This is a genomic window from Formosimonas limnophila (genome assembly GCF_014652675.1).
Taxonomy (GTDB): Bacteria; Pseudomonadota; Gammaproteobacteria; order Burkholderiales; family Burkholderiaceae; genus Hydromonas; species Hydromonas limnophila.
The window spans coordinates 88,348-107,222 of the sequence record NZ_BMZG01000007.1; the positions used below are offsets into that span (position 1 = coordinate 88,348).

Annotated in this window: 21 protein-coding genes and 1 pseudogene; 17 read left to right on the forward strand and 5 right to left on the reverse strand. The window is 49.1% G+C overall.

Features of this window, described 5'->3' with window-relative positions; genetic code table 11:
* Positions 1–159: 159 nt before the first annotated feature.
* Positions 160–1,530: an aspartate aminotransferase family protein gene (locus IE082_RS07655; RefSeq protein ID WP_189493328.1), complete on the reverse strand. Its 1,371-nt coding sequence runs from the start codon at positions 1,528–1,530 to the stop codon at positions 160–162.
* Between the two features lie 211 nt (positions 1,531–1,741).
* Between IE082_RS07655 and speB the strand changes: the two genes are divergently transcribed.
* From speB to IE082_RS07695, 8 genes are all read left to right on the forward strand, one after another.
* The gene (gene speB, locus IE082_RS07660) at positions 1,742–2,662 is read left to right on the forward strand and encodes an agmatinase (RefSeq protein WP_189493329.1); all 921 of its coding nucleotides are present in this window, start codon (positions 1,742–1,744) and stop codon (positions 2,660–2,662) included.
* A gap of 91 nt (positions 2,663–2,753) precedes the next feature.
* Complete coding sequence (locus IE082_RS07665) at positions 2,754–3,902, forward strand: GNAT family N-acetyltransferase (protein ID WP_189493330.1); 1,149 nt, start codon at positions 2,754–2,756, stop codon at positions 3,900–3,902.
* 1 nt (position 3,903) lies between these two features.
* A complete protein-coding gene (locus IE082_RS07670) occupies positions 3,904–4,734 on the forward strand; it encodes a DNA ligase (protein WP_229809770.1) in 831 nt (276 codons plus the stop codon).
* A 294-nt stretch (positions 4,735–5,028) separates the two neighbouring features.
* Positions 5,029–8,988, forward strand: a complete 3,960-nt coding sequence (gene purL / locus IE082_RS07675; protein ID WP_189493331.1) for a phosphoribosylformylglycinamidine synthase — start codon at positions 5,029–5,031, stop codon at positions 8,986–8,988.
* Positions 8,988–9,503 carry an ATPase gene (locus IE082_RS07680; RefSeq protein ID WP_189493332.1) on the forward strand — a complete coding sequence of 172 codons (516 nt, stop codon included), beginning with the start codon at positions 8,988–8,990 and terminating at the stop codon, positions 9,501–9,503. Before purL ends, IE082_RS07680 begins: the two co-directional genes overlap by 1 nt.
* A complete protein-coding gene (locus tag IE082_RS07685; protein WP_189493333.1) occupies positions 9,500–9,655 on the forward strand; it encodes a hypothetical protein in 156 nt (51 codons plus the stop codon). The genes IE082_RS07680 and IE082_RS07685 overlap by 4 nt, the downstream gene beginning before the upstream one ends.
* Before the next feature lie 18 nt (positions 9,656–9,673).
* A complete protein-coding gene (locus tag IE082_RS07690) occupies positions 9,674–9,862 on the forward strand; it encodes a phosphoribosylformylglycinamidine synthase subunit PurQ (RefSeq protein WP_189493334.1) in 189 nt (62 codons plus the stop codon).
* A gap of 273 nt (positions 9,863–10,135) precedes the next feature.
* Positions 10,136–10,621: a hypothetical protein gene (locus IE082_RS07695; protein WP_189493335.1), complete on the forward strand. Its 486-nt coding sequence runs from the start codon at positions 10,136–10,138 to the stop codon at positions 10,619–10,621.
* A gap of 372 nt (positions 10,622–10,993) precedes the next feature.
* On the opposite strand, the gene IE082_RS07700 is transcribed toward IE082_RS07695, so the two are convergent.
* Both IE082_RS07700 and IE082_RS07705 read right to left on the reverse strand, forming a co-directional pair.
* The gene (locus tag IE082_RS07700; RefSeq protein ID WP_189493336.1) at positions 10,994–11,158 is read right to left on the reverse strand and encodes a hypothetical protein; all 165 of its coding nucleotides are present in this window, start codon (positions 11,156–11,158) and stop codon (positions 10,994–10,996) included.
* Positions 11,159–11,166: 8 nt separating this feature from the next.
* Complete coding sequence (locus IE082_RS07705) at positions 11,167–12,093, reverse strand: IS1595 family transposase (RefSeq protein ID WP_189493337.1); 927 nt, start codon at positions 12,091–12,093, stop codon at positions 11,167–11,169.
* A 375-nt stretch (positions 12,094–12,468) separates the two neighbouring features.
* On the opposite strand from IE082_RS07705, the gene IE082_RS07710 reads away from it, so the two are divergent.
* The 3 genes from IE082_RS07710 to iscX all read left to right on the forward strand — a co-directional run bounded on the left by IE082_RS07710 (position 12,469) and on the right by iscX (position 13,607).
* Positions 12,469–12,924, forward strand: coding sequence for a DUF3592 domain-containing protein (locus IE082_RS07710; RefSeq protein ID WP_189493338.1), 456 nt, complete (start codon positions 12,469–12,471; stop codon positions 12,922–12,924).
* A 98-nt stretch (positions 12,925–13,022) separates the two neighbouring features.
* Positions 13,023–13,337 carry a VF530 family protein gene (locus tag IE082_RS07715; protein WP_189493428.1) on the forward strand — a complete coding sequence of 105 codons (315 nt, stop codon included), beginning with the start codon at positions 13,023–13,025 and terminating at the stop codon, positions 13,335–13,337.
* A gap of 75 nt (positions 13,338–13,412) precedes the next feature.
* The gene (gene iscX / locus IE082_RS07720) at positions 13,413–13,607 is read left to right on the forward strand and encodes a Fe-S cluster assembly protein IscX (RefSeq protein ID WP_189493339.1); all 195 of its coding nucleotides are present in this window, start codon (positions 13,413–13,415) and stop codon (positions 13,605–13,607) included.
* A gap of 56 nt (positions 13,608–13,663) precedes the next feature.
* On the opposite strand, the gene IE082_RS07725 is transcribed toward iscX, so the two are convergent.
* Positions 13,664–13,912 (reverse strand): DUF2061 domain-containing protein, encoded by a 249-nt coding sequence (locus IE082_RS07725; protein WP_189493340.1) that lies wholly within the window; start codon positions 13,910–13,912, stop codon positions 13,664–13,666.
* Positions 13,913–14,035: 123 nt separating this feature from the next.
* Between IE082_RS07725 and IE082_RS07730 the strand changes: the two genes are divergently transcribed.
* Together IE082_RS07730 and sbcB are read left to right on the forward strand one after the other, a co-directional pair.
* Entirely contained in the window at positions 14,036–14,509 is a 474-nt protein-coding gene (locus IE082_RS07730; RefSeq protein ID WP_189493341.1) for a hypothetical protein, read from the forward strand.
* 12 nt (positions 14,510–14,521) lie between these two features.
* A complete protein-coding gene (gene sbcB, locus IE082_RS07735; RefSeq protein ID WP_189493342.1) occupies positions 14,522–15,949 on the forward strand; it encodes an exodeoxyribonuclease I in 1,428 nt (475 codons plus the stop codon).
* Between the two features lie 38 nt (positions 15,950–15,987).
* Here the strand turns inward: sbcB and IE082_RS07740 are convergent, their stop codons facing one another.
* Positions 15,988–16,920, reverse strand: coding sequence for a LysR family transcriptional regulator (locus IE082_RS07740; RefSeq protein WP_189493343.1), 933 nt, complete (start codon positions 16,918–16,920; stop codon positions 15,988–15,990).
* Positions 16,921–17,024: 104 nt separating this feature from the next.
* Between IE082_RS07740 and IE082_RS07745 the strand changes: the two genes are divergently transcribed.
* The 4 genes and pseudogenes from IE082_RS07745 (at position 17,025) to IE082_RS07760 (ending at position 18,820) form a co-directional block, all read left to right on the forward strand.
* Entirely contained in the window at positions 17,025–17,516 is a 492-nt protein-coding gene (locus tag IE082_RS07745; protein WP_189493344.1) for an ester cyclase, read from the forward strand.
* Between the two features lie 48 nt (positions 17,517–17,564).
* Positions 17,565–17,978: an ester cyclase gene (locus IE082_RS07750; RefSeq protein ID WP_189493345.1), complete on the forward strand. Its 414-nt coding sequence runs from the start codon at positions 17,565–17,567 to the stop codon at positions 17,976–17,978.
* Between the two features lie 17 nt (positions 17,979–17,995).
* Entirely contained in the window at positions 17,996–18,466 is a 471-nt protein-coding gene (locus IE082_RS07755; protein WP_189493346.1) for a hypothetical protein, read from the forward strand.
* Between the two features lie 54 nt (positions 18,467–18,520).
* Positions 18,521–18,820 (forward strand): annotated as a pseudogene (locus tag IE082_RS07760) (4Fe-4S dicluster domain-containing protein).
* Positions 18,821–18,875: the final 55 nt, after the last annotated feature.

The following is an 18,875-nucleotide window of genomic DNA, read 5'->3' on the forward strand; positions in this document are numbered from 1 at the left end:
ATCACAATGGTAAAGAGGCTATGCATGGTTCTGATGCAATGATTAGAAGCCCACTGGCCGAAAAAGACAAGTCCGCGCCACCAAAGGTTAGAGACACCATGTCAGATATTTGGTGGCGGTTGAACTCGGTTTCATTTACTCGGTGACATGTGTCGCCCGTCAGATAATCAGTTCTTTCACGCAGCTTTCAAATGCTGTTAAAAACTTCTCAATATCTGCATCTGATGTGTCAGGGCAAACCAGTGTCATATTATGAAACGGGGTAATCATCACGCCACGGTTGAGCAGATAAAGGTGAACGGCTTGTTCTAATTCGGCATCCATCGCCGCTTCTGCTTCTTTGCCATTTTTTGGGGATTCGGGGCAAAACTGAAACTCACTGCGTGCGCCGAGCTGTGTGACGTTCCATGGCAAGTTGTATCGGGCAATCACCGCACGTAAACCATCCGAGAGTTTGCTTTGTTGTGCGATGATTTGCTCAAATGCCTCTTTGGTCGCGACTTCTGTCAGGTTGGTGGCGAGCAGTGACATGGTAATCATGTTGCCCGATAAAGTCGTGCCAATGCCTGAATGACCAGGGGGCGCGGCTTCTTTGGCGGCGCGCATTTTTGCGGCCACTTCAGCAGACATACCATACACGGCGCATGGCAAACCGCCTGCAATCGCTTTACCCGCGACAATCATGTCTGGCAAAAAGTCGCACAAGCCCGTGTAGCCTGCATAACCCGCGCTGATGGTGTGGGTTTCGTCGAAAACGAGCAACGTGTCGGTTTCATTGCAGGCGTCGCGCAATTGCTTGAGAAAGCCATCGGCAGGCATTACCATGCCGCAGTTGGTTAGGGCGGGTTCTGTGAGGACGCAGGCGAATTCTTTGGACACTAGTTTGGCGCGCACGGCGTCGATGTCGTTGAATTCCACCACGTCAGAATACTGGGTCAAATCATAGACTTGACCAAGTAAACTGGCACGAGTCGTCGGTGGTGCATCGGGATTGTTCGGGTCTAAATCCACAAACACGTCGTCAATCGTGCCGTGGTAGCAGCCATTGAACACCAAGATTTTTTTGCGCTGCGTGATCGCACGCGCCCAACGCACCACAAAGCGGTTCGCATCGGTGGCGGTGGTGGCCAATTGCCAAAACGGCAAGCCAAAACGTTCTGTCAATGCTTTGCCTGCTACAGCCGCAGCAGCGGTCGGCAGCATGGCGGTGTAGCCTTCTGTGGATTTTTCGGCGAGTTTGGCAGCGACTGCAGCAGGGCTGTGGCCAAACATCGCACCTGTGTCACCCAAGCAAAAATCTGAGTACGAGTGGCCGTCTACACAGGTAAAGTGCGCGCCTTGAGCACGCTCAACAAACAGCGGCACTGGCGTGCCCCAATCCGCCATCCAATGCAGCGGTACGCCAAAAAGGTAATGTTGCTCTGTTTGTTCAGCGAGTTCTTTTGATTTTGGGCGAGCGGCGAGAAATGCGGCAGCTTCGCGTTGCGCGATCGTTTTGATACGGTCGCGCGAAATCGTGGGTGTGGTCATAAAGTACTCCTTAAAAATAATTGAATAGCCATTGCATTAAAAATATCGCTCAAAAAGCGACGGCTGTATTGTCTCTGATAAATTGGTCTGGTGAACCAGCCAGTTATACGACGGTCATCCATCCACTTTCTGTGATTTTTTCAATTTTTCTTGCCCTTGCGCTTGCATGGTTTCACAATGCTCATATCCTAACGAATCACGGAGCGATTCTATGCCTTATGCTTATCAAAGCAGTCAGACTTTCTTGGCCATCCCTCATGGTGTCACTGACAAACCTTTTGCGGTGGTCGGCATTCCTTATGACGGTGCGGTGACTAATCGCCCCGGTGCGCGCTTTGGCCCGTCGGCAATTCGTCAGGCAAGCCAAATGCTGTGTGATGGCACGCATCCGTACTTTGACGTCTCGCCGTTTGATGAAGTGACGGATTACGGTGATTTGATGATGCCCAATACCAGTATTGAAGGGATGCGGGTCTCATTGGCCGCCCAAATACCTGACATCATTGCCAAACACCATGTGTGTTGGCTGGGTGGTGATCATTCGATTACATTGGGTTTATTGCGGGCTTATCGGGCGCATTATCAAAAGCCATTGGCGGTGCTGCATTTCGATGCGCATTGCGATACGTGGGACACCCATTTTGACGAACCTTCGGGTCATGGCACATGGGTTTATGAAGCGATACAAGAGGGTCTGGTCGATGCTGAATCATTCATCCAAATCGGTATTCGCTCGGCTGGGGTTCGCGAAGCGCGTGACTATGTGAAAGAGCAGGGCGGTGTGATTTACACTGCAAGAGATATGCGTGGTTTGGAGACTTTGGGCGAATTGTCAGAGGTGTTGAGCGTCATCAGAGCACGACTGACGGCGAAAGGCTTGCCGGTGTACTTGACTGTTGATATTGATCATCTTGATCCTGCATTTGCGCCCGGTACTGGCACGCCAGAGCCTGCGGGTATGACCACGAATCAAACGTTCACGATTTTGGAGCAGACCCATGATTTGCCGTGGGTTAGCATGGACTGTGTGGAAGTCGCACCTGCGTATGACCATGCGGAGCTGACCAGCAATGCTGCCGCGCAGATTGTGTGGACGTATTTGTCGGGACAAGTGGCCAAATTAGCAAAATGATGGCGTGGTAACGAGCCTGTGTTTTGCGCTCAAAAGTGTTATTCTGCTACTCATGGATGATCAACAACACCAATGAGCATTGAGCACAGCGATGACTTTTGAGATTAGATTTTTGGATTCTATCGGTGAAGTGGACGAGGCCTTGTGGGGCAAAGTCACTTCACCTTTTTTGTCGCGGGCGTTTTGGCTGGCGTTAGAGGCCTGTGGGGCGGTTTCCGTGCAAACGGGCTGGGCAGCGCGACATGTATTGCTACTTGAGAATGGTGTGCCGCGTGCGTGTTTGCCGCTATTTGTGAAGAATCATCATCGTGGCGAATACGTGTTTGACCACGGTTGGGCGCAGGCTTATGCGGAGCATGGGCTTGATTACTATCCGCGCTTTGTCAGTTCTGTGCCATTCACTCCAGTGGTCGGTGAGCGGGTTTGGTTGGCTGATGGTGTGGCGCTTGTTGAAGTCCTGCCTTATTTATTAGAGGCTGTGCGTCAGTTGGCGGTTGGGCTGGAGGCTTCGTCTTGGCATGGTTTGTTTGTTGATGAGTTGACTTTGTCGGTGGTGGCGCAGGCGGATTTGCCGATTGCGTTAGCGACTCGCTCGGGTTGTCAGTTTTTGTGGCGCAATCAGGCTTATGACTCGTTCGATGCGTTTATTGAGACATTCACCGCGAAACGACGAAAAAATGTGAAGGCAGAGCGGCGAAAAATCGCAGCGCAGGGCATTGTCTGCCAATTCATCGAAGGTGCGGATGTGACGCATGAGGATTGGCTGTTTTTTTACCAATGCTATGAGCGAACCTACCATGTGCGCGGGCAGCGGCCTTATCTATCATTGGCGTTTTTTGAGCAGATTGGCCGAACCATGTCTGGTTTTATTGTGCTGGAGGTGGCTGTGGATGCTGCGGGTGAGCGATTGGCGGCTGCGTTGTTTTTTAAGGATGCACAGACGTTATACGGTCGATATTGGGGTGCGTTGGCGGATATAGATTGTCTGCATTTCGAAGTGTGTTATTACCAAGGGATTGAATACGCGATTGCTCATGGCTTGCGGTTTCTTGACCCCGGTACGCAAGGTGAGCACAAGCTCGTGCGGGGCTTCGAGCCTGTTTTGACGTACTCGCTGCATTGGTTGGCTGATTCTCGGTTTATGGCGGCGGTGTCGGATTTCGTCGCGCGTGAGCGCGTCGGCGTTGAAGCGTATTTTGATGAAGCGATGGCGGCATTGCCTTTTCGCAAGGGGGATTGACGTGATTTATCGAATTTTAGTGGGTTTTGCCCTGTTTTTGAGTGGTTTTGGCTCAGCTTTGGCCGCGCCTGAGCTGCTGTTGGCGAAAGAGTTGCCCGCTCGTGTAGAGGTTGGTGATTACCTGATTAGTGAAAAATACGATGGCGTTCGCGCCTACTGGGATGGCGACAAACTCTGGTTTCGTGGCGGCGGTACGATAAATGCGCCAAAGTGGTTTACCGATGGCTTTCCCAAGCAATCATTGGATGGCGAGCTGTGGTTGGCGCGTGGCGCATTTGAACAAACGTCGGGGACTGTTCGTCAAAACATACCGAACGACAACGACTGGCGGCAAATCAAATACATAGTATTTGAGCTACCCGATGCTGAGGGTGACTTCGCTACACGTGCTGCACAGATTGAGCAAATCATCAAAACTGCCCATCAGCCGCACCTCATCGCGGTCAAACAGTACCGCCTAAATACCCGCGCCGAGTTACAACGCGACTTGGATAAAATCGTCCGTGCAGGTGGTGAAGGTCTCATGCTGCATTTGTCCGGCGCGCCTTACATCACGGGTCGCTCTGATGTTTTGTACAAACTCAAACCATTGTCCGACGCCGAAGCCACAGTCATTAAGCACATCGTAGGTCAGGGCAAATACGCCAACATGCTCGGCGCACTGCGAGTGCGAGCCGCTGATGGGCGGGAGTTTAATATCGGTACGGGATTTTCTGACGAAGTGCGCAAAAATCCCCCTGCGATTGGTACGGTGGTGACGTATCGCTATCGTGGGCTGACGAAAAAAGGATTGCCACGGTTTGCGAGTTTTTGGCGGGAGCGGGCGAATTGAGCTTGTTTTGTACGGGAAGTCAGCAACGCTGGGTGGCACAGTCTGTTGTTTGAGGTTTTTTTCAAACGAAATGTCGTTCATCTCACTCGCCAAAGAATTTTCAGCGACCACTGTCGCGCGTGATGGTTTTAATAGGTGTTTTTTTTGCGCAGAAGTCATAGCGATCAGTCATCAATTCACGTCTCGTAAACTTATCTTTTCTGTTGTATATGCCCCAATTTTTCACGGGTTTTGACCCCTTGCCTCTGCTATAATACCGCCTTTATTCCCCCCACCTTTGTGAATAGGTTTTACATGTCTGTCATCACCATTTTGCGCGGTTCTCGTGCGTTGTCTGATTTTCGTGTGTCTCGATTATTGGTGAAATTTGCAACTGATTTCCCCCAGATTACTGATGTGCCGTCGCGATACGTGCACTATGTTTGGTCTAACGAGGCTTTGTCAGCGGATGAGTTGTCCACGCTACAAAGCCTTTTGACTTATGGGGAGGCTGGGCAAGATGTGGCGGTGGATACGGTGGCTTTGACCGTCGTGCCGCGCATCGGGACGATTTCGCCGTGGGCGAGTAAGGCGACGGACATCGCGCACAATACTGGATTGTCGAATGTACGCCGCATTGAGCGCGGGATTGAGTATGGTTTGACGGTCAAATCTGGTTTGTTTTCGTCTTCTAAAGTTGATGTGAGTGCTGTGGCAGCACTGATGCATGACCGCATGACCGAGACGGTGATTGAGGGTGAGTTTGACGGGGTGGCATTGTTTAATGACCTACCGAGCAAGCCATTGACCACCGTTGCGGTGTTAAATGATGGCAAAAAAGCGTTAGAGCAGGCGAATGGGGAGCTGGGTTTGGCGTTGTCGGATGATGAGATTGATTATCTGCTCGATGCGTATTTAACCCTAAAACGTGACCCGACGGATGTGGAGCTGATGATGTTCGCGCAGGCGAACTCGGAGCACTGTCGTCACAAGATTTTTAACGCTGATTTCATCGTTGACGGACAAGCGCAGCCGATGAGTCTGTTCAAAATGATTCGCAACACGCACCAGCTCAACCCGGCGGGCGACGTGGTGGCGTATGACGACAATGCAGCCGTGATGCAGGGTGATGTGACGCAGCGATTTTTCCCCGATACGGACGGCGTTTATCGCAAACACGAGCAACTCACACACACGTTGATGAAGGTCGAGACCCACAATCACCCGACGGCGATTGCACCGTTCTCTGGCGCAGCGACGGGGTCGGGCGGTGAGATTCGCGACGAAGGCGCGACAGGGCAGGGCAGTAAGCCAAAGGTCGGTTTGACAGGTTTTACTGTATCGCATTTGAATCTACCCGATGCCAAACGTGCGTGGGAAACCGACGCGAGTAAACCCGAACGCATCGTCTCCTCGCTCGACGTGATGCTCGAAGGGCCAATTGGTGGTGCGGCATTTAATAATGAGTTTGGCCGTGCGAATCTGAATGGTTATTTCCGCTCGTTTGAGCAAGTCATCGGTGGCGTGCGTTACGGTTACCACAAGCCGATTATGATTGCAGGTGGTATTGGCAACATCAGCGCACAACACATTGGCAAAAAAGACATTCCCGAAGGCGCGTTGCTCATCCAACTCGGTGGCCCTGGGATGAAAATTGGTTTGGGCGGTGGCGCAGCATCGTCGATGGGCGCGGGTTCAAACACCGCTGCGCTCGACTTTGACTCTGTTCAACGCGGCAACCCAGAGATTCAACGCCGTGCGCAAGAGGTCATCGACCGCTGCTGGCAGCTCGGTGAGGCGAATCCGATTTTGAGTATTCATGACGTGGGTGCGGGCGGTATTTCTAATGCGTTCCCTGAAATCGTTCATGGCGCAGAGCGTGGCGCGATTTTTGATTTAAACAAAGTTGACCTCGAAGAGTCAGGTTTATCGCCACGCGAGATTTGGAGTAATGAAGCGCAAGAGCGTTATGTACTGGCGATTTTGCCATCGTCGTTGGCATTGTTTCAGTCCTTCTGTGAGCGCGAACGCTGCCCATTCGCCGTTATCGGTACAGCGACTGCGGAGCAACAACTCAAAGTTTTGGATACACGAGACGATGTGCAAAATCCGTGCGATCCTGTCGATATGCCGATGAATGTTTTGCTCGGCAAACCGCCGAAAATGACGCGCGACGTTAAACGTGTTGCCTCAAAAGGTGAAATGATTGATGTGGTTGGCTTAGATTTGGAGCAAACCTTGCTTGATGTATTGCGTCACCCGACGGTGGCGAGTAAGTCGTTCCTCATCACGATTGGTGACCGTACGGTTGGCGGCTTAACAGCGCGTGACCAACTGGTTGGCCCGTACCAAGTGCCTGTGGCTGATTGCGCCGTTGCATTGCGCGATTATACCAGCACGCTTGGTGAAGCGATGGCGATGGGTGAGCGCACGCCGCTGGCCGTGCTCGACGCGCCTGCATCGGGTCGCATGGCGATTGCCGAAGCGATCACCAACATCGCCGCCGCACGGATTGACGGCATCAGCAAAATCAAACTATCCGCCAACTGGATGGCCGCCTGCGGCGTCGAGGGAGAAGACGCGAAACTCTACGACACGGTCAAAGCCGTTGGCATGGAGCTATGCCCTGCGCTCGGCATCTCTATCCCCGTCGGTAAAGACTCCCTGTCAATGCAGACGAAATGGGATGGCCAATCTGTCCGCTCACCTGTCTCGCTCATCGTCACGTCATTTGCCGCTGTGACGGATGTGAACAAAACCCTTACGCCAGAGCTTGCCAAAGAATCAGGCACGATGCTTGTCTTGATTGACTTAGCGAAAGGCCAACAACGCCTCGCGCTGTCGATTCTCGCGCAAGTCACACAGCAGGTTGGTGAATCTGTCCCCAACTTGGATGACGCGGACATGCTGCGCAACGCATTCAACGCGATTCAGGAATTAAACGAAAAATCCCTCGCGCTCGCCTACCACGATAAATCCGACGGTGGGCTGGCCGCCGCCGTGGCTGAGATGGCGTTCGCCGCGCAAACCTCGGTTGCCATCAACGCTGACCTCATCACCATCGACCCGAACACCGCCGATGCAGGTGATTTCAAAATCAACGGCGTACAAATGGCGGTGCAGCGTCGTGAATCACTCATCAAAGCATTGTTTAACGAAGAACTCGGCATGGTGATTCAGGTACGCAAAGACCAGCTCGCCGATGTGATGAACGTTTTGCGCAGCCACCACCTCGGCGCACACAGCCACGTCATCGGTCAAGTCATCCCGACGGAGCAATCGGCGGCTGAATTCAGTATTTGGCAAGACGGCGAAGCCCAGCTCAAGCTGCCACTGGCCAAACTCCACGCCGCATGGCAGGAAACCTCATTTCACATCGCCAAACTGCGTGATAACCCAGCCTGTGTGGAGCAAGAATACAGCCGCGCACCTGAGCCGCTCACGCCCGTGGTCACATTCACGCCGTCCGCAGATGCACACGCCAAATACCTCAACGTCGCCAACAAGCCAAAAGTCGCCATCCTGCGCGAACAAGGCGTCAACGGCCACGTCGAAATGGCCGCCGCCTTTGCGTCAGTCGGCTTTGACGCAGTGGACGTGCACATGAGCGACTTACTCGCAGGGCGCGTGTCGCTCGCCGACATGCGTGGCCTCGTCGCTTGCGGTGGTTTCTCCTACGGTGACGTGCTCGGCGCGGGTGAGGGTTGGGCAAAAACCATTTTGCACCACCACAATCTGCGTGCTCAATTCGCCGAATTTTTCGCCCGTCCCGACACATTCAGCCTCGGCGTGTGTAACGGCTGCCAAATGATGAGCAACCTCAAAGAACTCATCCCCGGCGCAGACCACTGGCCGAAATTCGTGCGCAACACCTCTGAGCAATACGAAGCCCGCCTCGTGCAAGTCCGCATCGACGACTCACCATCGATTTTACTCAAAGGCATGACTGGCTCCGTCCTCCCTGTCGTCATCAGCCACGGCGAAGGCCGCGCCGCCTACGCCACTGCCGCAGATGTCAGTGCCGTCCAATTAGATAAAAAAGTCGCCCTGAGCTATGTCAACGCGGCGCATGAAAACACCGAAACCTACCCACAGAACCCGAACGGCGCACCGAACGGCTTTAATGGTTTCACCACCACCGACGGCCGCGTCCTCATCATGATGCCGCATCCTGAGCGTGTGTTTAGAAATGAATTGTTTTCGTGGAAACCGAGTGAGTGGAGCACGTCGCCGTGGTTGCAAGTGTTTCAAAATGCGCGGGAGTGGGTCAATTAATGGAAAAAAAAGTAGTCATCATTGCAGGGCCTAATGGCGCGGGCAAAACAACTTTTGCCCGTGAATTTTTACCAAACGAGGCACACTGCCCCATTTTTATCAATGCAGACCTCATCGCGGCAGGTATTTCACCGTTCGCACCTGAGCTTGCGGCAGTACAAGCTGGTCGAATCATGCTTAAGTTGATAGATGAACACGTACAGCGTGGTGATAGTTTTGCGATTGAAACGACATTAAGTGGTGTCGGTTATGCACGAGCCATCAAAAAATGGCACACTTTGGGTTATCACGTTAAGTTAATTTTTCTTGAGTTACCTAATCCTGAGTTTGCGATTGAACGTGTTACCGAGCGGGTCAAGCAAGGTGGGCATCATATTCCTAGCGATGTCATCACGCGACGCTTTCATTCGGGACTAAAGAATTTTCACGAAGTGTACAAACCGCTGGTGGATGCGTGGTTACATTTTGATAACTCGGGTGAACAAGCTGTATTGAAAAATTGGAGCGAGCAATGAACCAAAAACCCATAGAGCAAGCCAAAGATGCAGACATTCGCAATGCTCAAGCTGCACTGCAACGCGCCGCTGTGCGCGCACGCGAGGTTGCACAGCAAACGCATACGGCATTGATTGTGAATAAGCATGGGCAAACAGTTAAAGTCCGCTAAAGGAAATTTCAATTTAACTTGACCGCATCGATTTCACCCAACGGCTACAACGGCTACAACGGCTTCACCACCACAGATGGTCGCGTCCTCATCATGACGCAGTATCCTGAGCGTGTGTTCAGAAATGAATTGTTTTCGTGGAAACCGAGTGAGTGGACTATGTCGCCGTGGTTAACTATCAGATCGAGCTTCCAGCGAAAGTGTTAATAAATGAATTAGTTGATAATAGAAATGCTATTGCTCATGGCAGAGATTCTCCAATTAGTATTGGAGAAAAAACAAACTCATCTGAACTGAGAAAAAAATAGGTAATTATATACTTAATTGGACAAAATTAATCTTTTTTAAGTTTTCTGACGCAAGCCAGTTTAAAGGCTGGCTTTTGTATTTTGGCAACAATCAAACAAAAGAATCAATTAACTTGCAAGATTGATTCTTTGGTGTATAATGACTCCAGTTTCTTAATTATGGAGGTCTGATATGGCGGACTTAAACATTATCCTGCAGGAAAAAGAGCGGGCTTTAGAGTATGCAGAGAAAGAGGTTGTTGAGCTTAAACAACAAATTCAATCACTCAGACAGACTATTGCAATGCTAGGGACTACCACTTTGTTTGAGAGCGCGTTAAAGTCAAGCCAAGTGGTAGTAAGTTTGCAAAAAGAAAAAAGCAATACAAAAGCCGATGATATTTACTTGAAAGCATTGGAACGAATTGAAAAAGCAAGTAAGCCGAAAGGTGCTTTATCGCAAGCAATCTTAGAAGTGCTATCGGATGGTGCTGTGCGTGATAGCCACGAAGTATTTTCTGAAGTTAGCAAAAAATTGGCAACAACCCTACGTTCAGTTCAGGTCACGTTAGGAAATCTTAAAAATCGCGGAGAACTTAAATCAGTAAGTTATGGTAAATATCAGTTCATTAAAGACGAATCGCCAACAATTGGCGTTGTTGGCGATTCAATTTTGTAACCAAACGCCTTGAGGAAGGCACTAATAAGAAAGGAGATTAGCCTATGACTGGTTTGTCGCTCGGCGCACTCGCAATTAGTTTTGCGTTGGTTGTGTTTGCAGCATTGCTCATAATATAAGCGTTGCTACGTTGGCAAGGTGAAGCAGGGTAACCTGTCCCACCTACAGCCAGACTTGATTAGAGTCTGGCTACATTGTAGCGCAGATACTGGCTGTAGGCAATAGTAAAGTGCTCTGGGCTTCTTTAAGGAGCTTGGCATGAGTTATAGCCTAAGAATTAAAGATGTGTTCGTTCGAGCATACATTCGTATTCGATTTGGAAAAATCGAGTTTGTTTGTCAGCACTATCGTTCACGTCCCCATCAGTTAGCGTTATTTAATTGATGTGACTTTAAGCGCACCGTCTTTTGATGGTGCGGTTTTTTCTTTACTATTTTGCTTCAAATTATCAGGTAGCCTATCTTTATCAAACTTTGCTATACGCTGCAAAGCCTCATTAAAGCCAACTTTTGGAACTTCCACTGGCTTATTGCTCATGTATTACCTCACTTGTTGATTAACGCTTTATAGGTCAATTTACGCCCTTGAGTTGATTTTAACAGAGAATTAACGCGCTCACCTTCTGACATTTCACGACGATTCCAACGCCATGCAAACATCTCGGTGTAACGACCTATGTGTTTATCGCTTGCGTGGTGGTAGATGCCAACAATCGCACGTTTGAAGTGGCCAAAAGCACCCTCAATTGTGTTTGTGTAAGCATCACCATCTACGTACTGACCCAATGCATGTTTTACCTGCTTGTGCTCGTATTCACGGTGCATCCATTTAAAATGGCGGCCTTCGTCTGTGTTGACTGTTGCTGTATTGCTGATATTGCTACGAATAACAGGTTTAATAGAAGGCTCGCTTGCACGTTCAATAACATTTAAACGCAAATCACCGCCTCGCTCAACCATACCAAATACAACGGTTTTAGACTTAGCAGAGCCAGCACCTTGAGCACCTTTAACACGCTTGTTTGCATGTTTGTTCTTTTCTTTGCCGCCAACATAGGTTTCGTCAACTTCTACAACGCCGCTTAATTGTGTGTCGCGGCTATCGGTTATAGCTTCACGAATACGATGCAACATGAACCAAGCGGTTTTTTGAGTGACTTTAATATCACGGGCTAATTGACAGCTTGAAATGCCTTTCTTGTGATTTGTTGCCAAGTAAATAGCCATAAACCACTTAGTCAAAGGCACTTTTGAATCATCGAATATTGTACCCTTGCGAACGCTGAATTTCATTGCGCATTCTTTTTCACCGCACTTGTGTGTACCGTCTTTCAAATTGTAAACCGACACAGAACCACAGTGTGGGCAAGCAACGCCATTAGGCCAACGAACGGCGCGAAAGTGATCAACACATTTTTTCTCGTCAGAGAAAACTTGTATCATTGAAAATAAAGAATCGAATTCTTGAAACATTTTAGCCGCCGTTGTTTAACCGATGACTAAATTGTACGCTTAAATATTTGTCCAGTCAAGTATATAATTACCAAAAAATATGACCAGATATATAATTGGATTTTTGAGCTAATAGATGAGTTTGAGAACTATTTAAAAATGAAATTTTTTTTAAAAGTCGAATACGCATCTTTATATGAAAAGGCCTAACGCGGTAAATGGCAGGCCACCAATAGCATGGCCGATATTGATTGGAGGCGGCAAAAGTTAGGGGTTCAATGAACCGAGGGCGCATTGTGCCGTATATATGGTCGTTGGCAAAGTCACAGTAATAGCCGATTTAGATAGGCTTCACAATGCTCAAAAAATCACATATTACGCGCTACGAATTAACAGGTGATTGATATCAATTCGAAAAAACTAAAAACATCTGCTGTGATATTTACATGGATCGGTCCTGGCTTGATCCTGATGTCTTTTTACGTTTTTGTTATCGAATTTATTGAGCGATCAAAACATGAGGTGACCTATGGCGTTGTGGTTCGTGTAGAGGGCGAAAACAAGAGTTATTCGGCGCATGTTCGATTTGAAGATTTGTCAGGCCAGAGTTTTGTTTTTATAGAGCCTACAGACCATAGAAGGTATGATGTTGGAGAGCGTCTGACTGTCCATTATCCAGTTAATGAACCAAATCGGGCAGTTTTGCGTCGGACGGCTAACAAAAATTACTGGGGTGGCACGTGGCTGTTGCTGTTTGGCTTGCTTTATAGTTTTTCCGCATTTGTGCAAAAGAGAGTTGAAAACGAAGAAGCAGATCAAACAATGGAACTCGATAACCGAGGTGGGGTATAGTCTCGTTTCAGCAGATCTGTGAGGCAATGCTTAAAACTACCGTACATGGCGTTCCACTCATCAAGCTGTACATCAGTGGAAACTTACTCGAAACGCTTATGACCATATCTAATCCGCAACGCAACAACCCACTCCACGGCCTAACCCTCGAATTCATCCTCACTAAGTTGGTGGCGTACTACGGCTGGGCGGGTTTGTTTGAGCGGATTCCGCTTAAATGCTTTGACCATGAGCCGAGCATCAAGTCAAGTTTGAAGCTGTTGCGCAAGACGCCTTGGGCGCGGGAGAAGGTTGAGGGGTTGTATGGGTTTATGCTGCGCGAGGTGCGGCGTGGTCGGGGCGCGGTTGTCTCTGATGAGGTTGATGACGCTGATGACGGGGTGGATAATCCGTGGCTGAGAAAGTCTGAGTAGGTTAAGGCCGATGACTGACAGGCTGAGGAATGAGTCGAGTGGTACGTTAATAATCAATCAAATGGAGCGTGAGTGATGAAGTGGACAGATACTTTGGATATTGCGATTGAGTTGTGTGAGGCGCATCCTGAGGTGGATCCTACGACGGTGCGGTTTACTGATTTGCACAATTGGGTGGTGGGGTTGCCTGATTTCGACGATGACCACACGCGTGGTGGTGAGAAGATTTTAGAGGCGATTCAGCAGGCTTGGATTGACGAGGCGCGGTGATTTGGCCACTGCCCTGAGGTGATTTAGAGGCATCGGCTGAAGTGGTTGGTGCGGGTTTAGCTGGGTTGACTGGTGTATGTGTGGCGCGGGTGTTTGTTTTGCCAGCGTTGCCAAACCTTTTCGTGGAAGAAAAAAGCGAATGCCTGCACCGTCGGTTCGAGCAAACTGAGGGTGATGGCGGTGAGCCAATCGCCTGTGACGGCGTAGGCGACTGCGGCAGCGACCGTGGTGTGGATGAGGTAGTAGGTGCCTGTTTTGGCGAGCGTCTGAGCGTTTTGGCGTAGTAGACTGTGTAAGGTGAGCATGATGGACTCCTTTTTGCTGGGTTTGGGTGTAGCTTACCGCAAAATGCAAACGGATGAAAGTTATTATCGTCTATTTGTCCGATAGTAAAAATTTATGGATTAATGATATAAGGAGTAGTGGCGATGACGGTTCAGCAGGTGATTGGTTTGGCGGTGCCTTTGGTGGCGATTTATTTTGGGCTGCAGGTGGTGCAGTCTCTGCGATTGGTGTTTTCATTAGAGGATGCTTCTTCTTTTTATTTTAGTGCGGTGCTTTATGCCACTACTGCCGTTTGGTTGTGGTTGTTCCCGATGAGCGTGGCGCATCGATTGTTGCCAAAAACGGTGCATAACGACAAAATCATAACGAATACGAACCAACTGGCTGTGGCGGGTGTGGCGTTATTGGGGCTGTGGTTGTTTGCCGTTTCGACCCCGAGTGTGCTGTACGTCGTGCTATTTTCTATCATGGAAAGTGGCAAAGGCATTTCATTTTTTAATCTGCTCATCGAAGATAATAGTAAAGCAGCGATTTTTTTCGCGAATTTTTTGCAGGCGATATTCGCTCTGGTCTTGTTGTTTAACGCGCGAAAAATCGCACGACTCATCACCAAATAATTCTGAGACGCTATGCACACCTTTCTTTGGCACGATTACGAAACTTTTGGTAAAGACACACGCAGCGCGCGCCCTGCGCAGTTTGCGGCGATTCGCACGGATGCGGATTTGAACGAGTTGGGCGAGCCGATTGAGCTGTTTTGTCAGCCTGCGCCTGATTTTTTGCCTGAGCCTGAGGCGTGTTTGATTACTGGGATTTTGCCGCAGCAGTGTTTGGCTAATGGCGTGCCTGAGCGTGAGTTTGCGCAGCGGATTTTGCAAGAATTATCCGAGCCAAACACGATTGGGGTGGGTTATAACACGATTCGCTACGATGATGAAATCACGCGGTTTATGTTTTGGCGCAACCTGATTGAGCCGTATGCGCGTGAGTGGCAGAATGGCTGCGGGCGTTGGGACATCATTGATTTAGCGCGGGTGACGTATGCGCTGCGCCCTGAAGGGATTGAGTGGCCAAAGAATGAAGCGGGGTTTACCAGTTTTAAACTGACGGATTTAACCGAGGCGAACGGCATCGCCCACGAAGCAGCGCATGATGCGGTGTCTGACGTGCGGGCGACCATCGCGTTGGCGCGATTGATTCGGGATAAGCAGCCGAAATTATTTGAGTTTTATTTCAAACTGCGACAGAAAAATGTCGTGTCTGATGAAATTGGACTGCACTTGTCTGAGCGCAAGCCGTTTTTGCACTTATCGAGCATGTTTCCTGCTGAGCGGGCGCACATGGCGCTGGTTTATCCGCTGGGTGTGCATCCGACCAATAAAAACGAGGTGATTGTTTGGGACTGTGCTTTTGATCCGACGGTGTTGTTTGCCTTGAATGCGGATGAGATTCGCACACGGATGTTCACGCGAGCCGATGAGTTGGCCGATGGCGTGAGCCGTTTGCCGATTAAAACCATTCATCTGAATAAATCACCTGTGGTGGTGTCTAATCTCAAGGTATTAGATGCGGCGGCACAAGAACGCTGTGGTTTGGATGTTAGTGCCTGTATGGTAAATGCTGAGAAAGCTGCGCGTGGTGTACAACAGCATGATTTAAGCGGTGTTTGGGCGGATGTGTTTCATCGGGTGTTCGATGATGTGCCTGATGTAGATGAGGCGTTGTACGCGGGTTTTGTCCCTGCGGAGGAACGACGGTTACTGGAGCGGCTGCGCTTGATGACGGCTGAAGAAATCGCACGAGCCAATCCGCACTTTAGTGACGAGCGGCTGGCTGAGTTAGTGTTTCGCTACCGTGCTCGAAATTTCCCTGAGTCTTTGTCTGCTGAGGAAGCGCAAGAATGGCAGAAACATTGTTTTGAACGACTGCATCCACGCGTTGAGTCATACATTACAGCACTTGAGACGCTGGCTGAAACACAGGATGATCGCGGGCAAGCGGTGCTCGATGCCTTGTCTGAGTATGTGTTTCAGATTGTTCCTGAAGATGTGTACTGACTTTTTAGCCGCTAAAGTATTTTTAATGAAGCTCAGGTTTAGTCTGTCTCTACAGCACTTTGCAAAGTTTCGAAATGCTGCTTGATTAACTGGCGTAGCCATTGATTGGCTGGGTCGTTGTTGTATCGCTCCGCCCAATACAACCTCTGAGAAATCGGTTGCTGCTCATAGGGCACAGGGCGTTGCACCAAGTCTAGTTCTCTCAAACTGTCTTGCATCAAAATTTTTGGCATCGTGGCGATGAGGTCGGTTTGAGCCAAAATTGGCGCGATGGCTGAAAATTTTGGTACCCAAATCGCTACGTGCCTTGTTAATCCTGCGTTGATACTGCTCTTTCCAACAGGGTTGTGCGGTGAGTCGCCGACGCGCACGGCAATATGCGAGTGACTTTGCCACAATTCGGCGGTCCATGTTTGCGATGCCGCTGGATGTTGACGACGCATGTAACACGCCCATTCTAAACCGCCCATGTCACACGATGTTACGCCATCGACCGTGCGCAGATGCGCTGGAGCAAGGCAAGCATCGACCTGACCTTCAGCGATTTGCATCAATACTTTATCACCCACGTTGCACCATTCGAGTAGAGCATTGGGTGCTTGCTGAATAAAGCTCTGTGCAATCAAGGGAAACAAGTTGGGCACGACATCTGGCAGCGCAATACGAAAATTGAGCTTGCTTGTGTGGGGTTCAAAAGTTTCATGCGGTTGCAAAACCCGCTCAATATTGCGCAGTATCGGGCGAACCTCTTCGACCAATTGCAACGCAAAAGGACTCGGCTGCATTACACCACCAGCCTTGACTAAGAGCGGGTCGCCCAATTGCTCACGGAGTCGTGCCAATGCGTGACTGATGGCAGATTGGGTGCGGTTTAGGGCTTCGGCGGTGCGCGTCACGCTGCGTTCATGCATGAGCACTTCAAAGATGAGTAAAAGATTGAGATCAATTCTTCTTAAATCAATTTTGTTCATGGTGTATTAAATTTATTCGTTTGATTAATGATGAGTGTACGATAACAATGGCAGCGTGTCACGTTTTCATTACTGTCTATCCACACTTTTTAAAGGAAATCATCATGAACAAACGAATCTCTGTTTTAGCCGCCGCACTCTTGGCTGTTGGTGTTTTTTCAGCAACAGCACATGCCAAGCCAATGACTGAGGCACAGGCACGCACTATCATCGCGCCACTTTATAAAAATTTCACAGTACCTCAAGGCAATGTAGCCGAAAACGTCAAGGCCGGTACGACAGCCGATTGGCAATCTTGCGTCAACGATACCAAATGTCGTGCTCAAGAAGAGTCGATTAAATCATTCAGCGGTTTGGCACAAATGATTCCAGATCTGAAGTTAGAAATCAAAGAAATCATTACTCAAGGCAATAAAATCGTCGTCCGTAGTGAGATGACTGGCACACCAGCGGGTGAGTTCTTTGGGGTGCCTCACACAGGTAAGAGCTTCAAAGTCATGACCATTGACATTCACACTGTCAAAAATGGCAAACTTAGTTACACCAATCACTTAGAAGACTGGGCTGGTGCGCTGGGTCAGTTGCGGGCTAAATAAAAAATTTTCTATTTTACTTCTTAATCATTTCAATCAAGGAATACGGCCATGAATCCATTTGGACACGACGTTTTAGCACCCTTTTACAAACAAGCGCTCACGGTCAATACCGAAACCACTCCTACTGAGGTACTGACAGGTGTATTGGCTGAAGATTTTCAGTCGCAAAACAATAACGAAGTCAAAGACAAAGCCACGTTAATTAAGCAGTTTGAATTTTTGTGGAAGCTCATCCCTGATTTGAAGTTTGAGCCGAAGCAGAAAGTGGTTGAAGGGAACACTGTCGTTATTCGCAGCATTGCTTCTGGTACACCCAAAGGCAATTTCATGGGAATTGAATGTGATGGCACTAAATCATTTTGCATTGATACCACAGATATTCACACGATCGAGAACGGTCAAATTAAGCATGTTTATCACATCGAAGACTGGGCGAGTGCGATGAAACAGCTTAAAGCCTGATCAATTGGGGGGCTTTTATGAGCAAGACTGAGCATTTACCTAAGGTTTTTCTATTCTCGATGACGTTTTGGATGCTGTTGCAATTGAGACGGCTGATTGCCGTTCCGTTGATTCAAAATGTACTGGTGCATCAGGATGCTGACGCTTGGCTTTACCCTGCCATCATTGATGTGGTGGTAGCGGTGGCGACATTGCCGCTTATTTGGTTTCTGTGGCAGCGGCCTCTTCCTGCTGTGTGGTTGGCATGTTGGACGTATTTTGTTGTATCTATTTTTGATCACGGTGGAGCCATCACAGCGACACTTTTTAGTGGTACGCCCAGCGTTTTTCAACGGATGTTTGATATGCCAGCGAGTGATAGCCTGTCTGCGCGAATACAAGGTTTATTGATGGGACCTGGCGTCCAATCTCTAATTGATATTGTGTTCATTGTATGGTTGTTGCGACGGACTATCCGTGAAGGTTTTGGCATCAAGTTGTCGGCTTAGCATAATGACTTGGTTATGCATGTACGAAAAACATTATGCCAAAGGAATTGATTTATGACTAAAACACAAACCGTTTGCAAACATGAGGCTGGAAGATTCACCCCCGTCGTTGATTTCAAGCGTTGTGAGGGCAAAGCCGACTGCATTCGCGTTTGTCCTTATCAGGTTTTTGAGTTGCAACCGATTAAATCAGAAGATCGGTCGTGACTTAATTTTTTGCAACGTTTTAAACTGGCAGTTCACGGAGGGAAAGTAGCTTACGCTGTTAACGCAGATCAATGTCATGCTTGTGGTGATTGTGTTGCGGCTTGCCCTGAAAAAGCCATTACATTGATAAAAGCAGCGTCAACGTGACTCTGGGCTAAACCAATTCAAGTAGCAGGTTACTTTTTAAATACCACACATGATT

What these genes read in the sequence shown, in the direction of transcription:
- IE082_RS07655 (WP_189493328.1), bottom strand. Translation starts at nt 1,530, where the DNA reads ATGACCACACCCACGATTTCGCGCGACCGTATCAAAACGATCGCGCAA.
- speB (WP_189493329.1), top strand. Translation starts at nt 1,742, where the DNA reads ATGCCTTATGCTTATCAAAGCAGTCAGACTTTCTTGGCCATCCCTCAT.
- IE082_RS07665 (WP_189493330.1), top strand. Translation starts at nt 2,754, where the DNA reads ATGACTTTTGAGATTAGATTTTTGGATTCTATCGGTGAAGTGGACGAG.
- purL (WP_189493331.1), top strand. Translation starts at nt 5,029, where the DNA reads ATGTCTGTCATCACCATTTTGCGCGGTTCTCGTGCGTTGTCTGATTTT.
- IE082_RS07680 (WP_189493332.1), top strand. Translation starts at nt 8,988, where the DNA reads ATGGAAAAAAAAGTAGTCATCATTGCAGGGCCTAATGGCGCGGGCAAA.
- IE082_RS07685 (WP_189493333.1), top strand. Translation starts at nt 9,500, where the DNA reads ATGAACCAAAAACCCATAGAGCAAGCCAAAGATGCAGACATTCGCAAT.
- IE082_RS07695 (WP_189493335.1), top strand. Translation starts at nt 10,136, where the DNA reads ATGGCGGACTTAAACATTATCCTGCAGGAAAAAGAGCGGGCTTTAGAG.
- IE082_RS07700 (WP_189493336.1), bottom strand. Translation starts at nt 11,158, where the DNA reads ATGAGCAATAAGCCAGTGGAAGTTCCAAAAGTTGGCTTTAATGAGGCT.
- IE082_RS07705 (WP_189493337.1), bottom strand. Translation starts at nt 12,093, where the DNA reads ATGTTTCAAGAATTCGATTCTTTATTTTCAATGATACAAGTTTTCTCT.
- IE082_RS07715 (WP_189493428.1), top strand. Translation starts at nt 13,023, where the DNA reads ATGACCATATCTAATCCGCAACGCAACAACCCACTCCACGGCCTAACC.
- iscX (WP_189493339.1), top strand. Translation starts at nt 13,413, where the DNA reads ATGAAGTGGACAGATACTTTGGATATTGCGATTGAGTTGTGTGAGGCG.
- IE082_RS07725 (WP_189493340.1), bottom strand. Translation starts at nt 13,912, where the DNA reads ATGCTCACCTTACACAGTCTACTACGCCAAAACGCTCAGACGCTCGCC.
- IE082_RS07730 (WP_189493341.1), top strand. Translation starts at nt 14,036, where the DNA reads ATGACGGTTCAGCAGGTGATTGGTTTGGCGGTGCCTTTGGTGGCGATT.
- sbcB (WP_189493342.1), top strand. Translation starts at nt 14,522, where the DNA reads ATGCACACCTTTCTTTGGCACGATTACGAAACTTTTGGTAAAGACACA.
- IE082_RS07740 (WP_189493343.1), bottom strand. Translation starts at nt 16,920, where the DNA reads ATGAACAAAATTGATTTAAGAAGAATTGATCTCAATCTTTTACTCATC.
- IE082_RS07745 (WP_189493344.1), top strand. Translation starts at nt 17,025, where the DNA reads ATGAACAAACGAATCTCTGTTTTAGCCGCCGCACTCTTGGCTGTTGGT.
- IE082_RS07750 (WP_189493345.1), top strand. Translation starts at nt 17,565, where the DNA reads ATGAATCCATTTGGACACGACGTTTTAGCACCCTTTTACAAACAAGCG.
- IE082_RS07755 (WP_189493346.1), top strand. Translation starts at nt 17,996, where the DNA reads ATGAGCAAGACTGAGCATTTACCTAAGGTTTTTCTATTCTCGATGACG.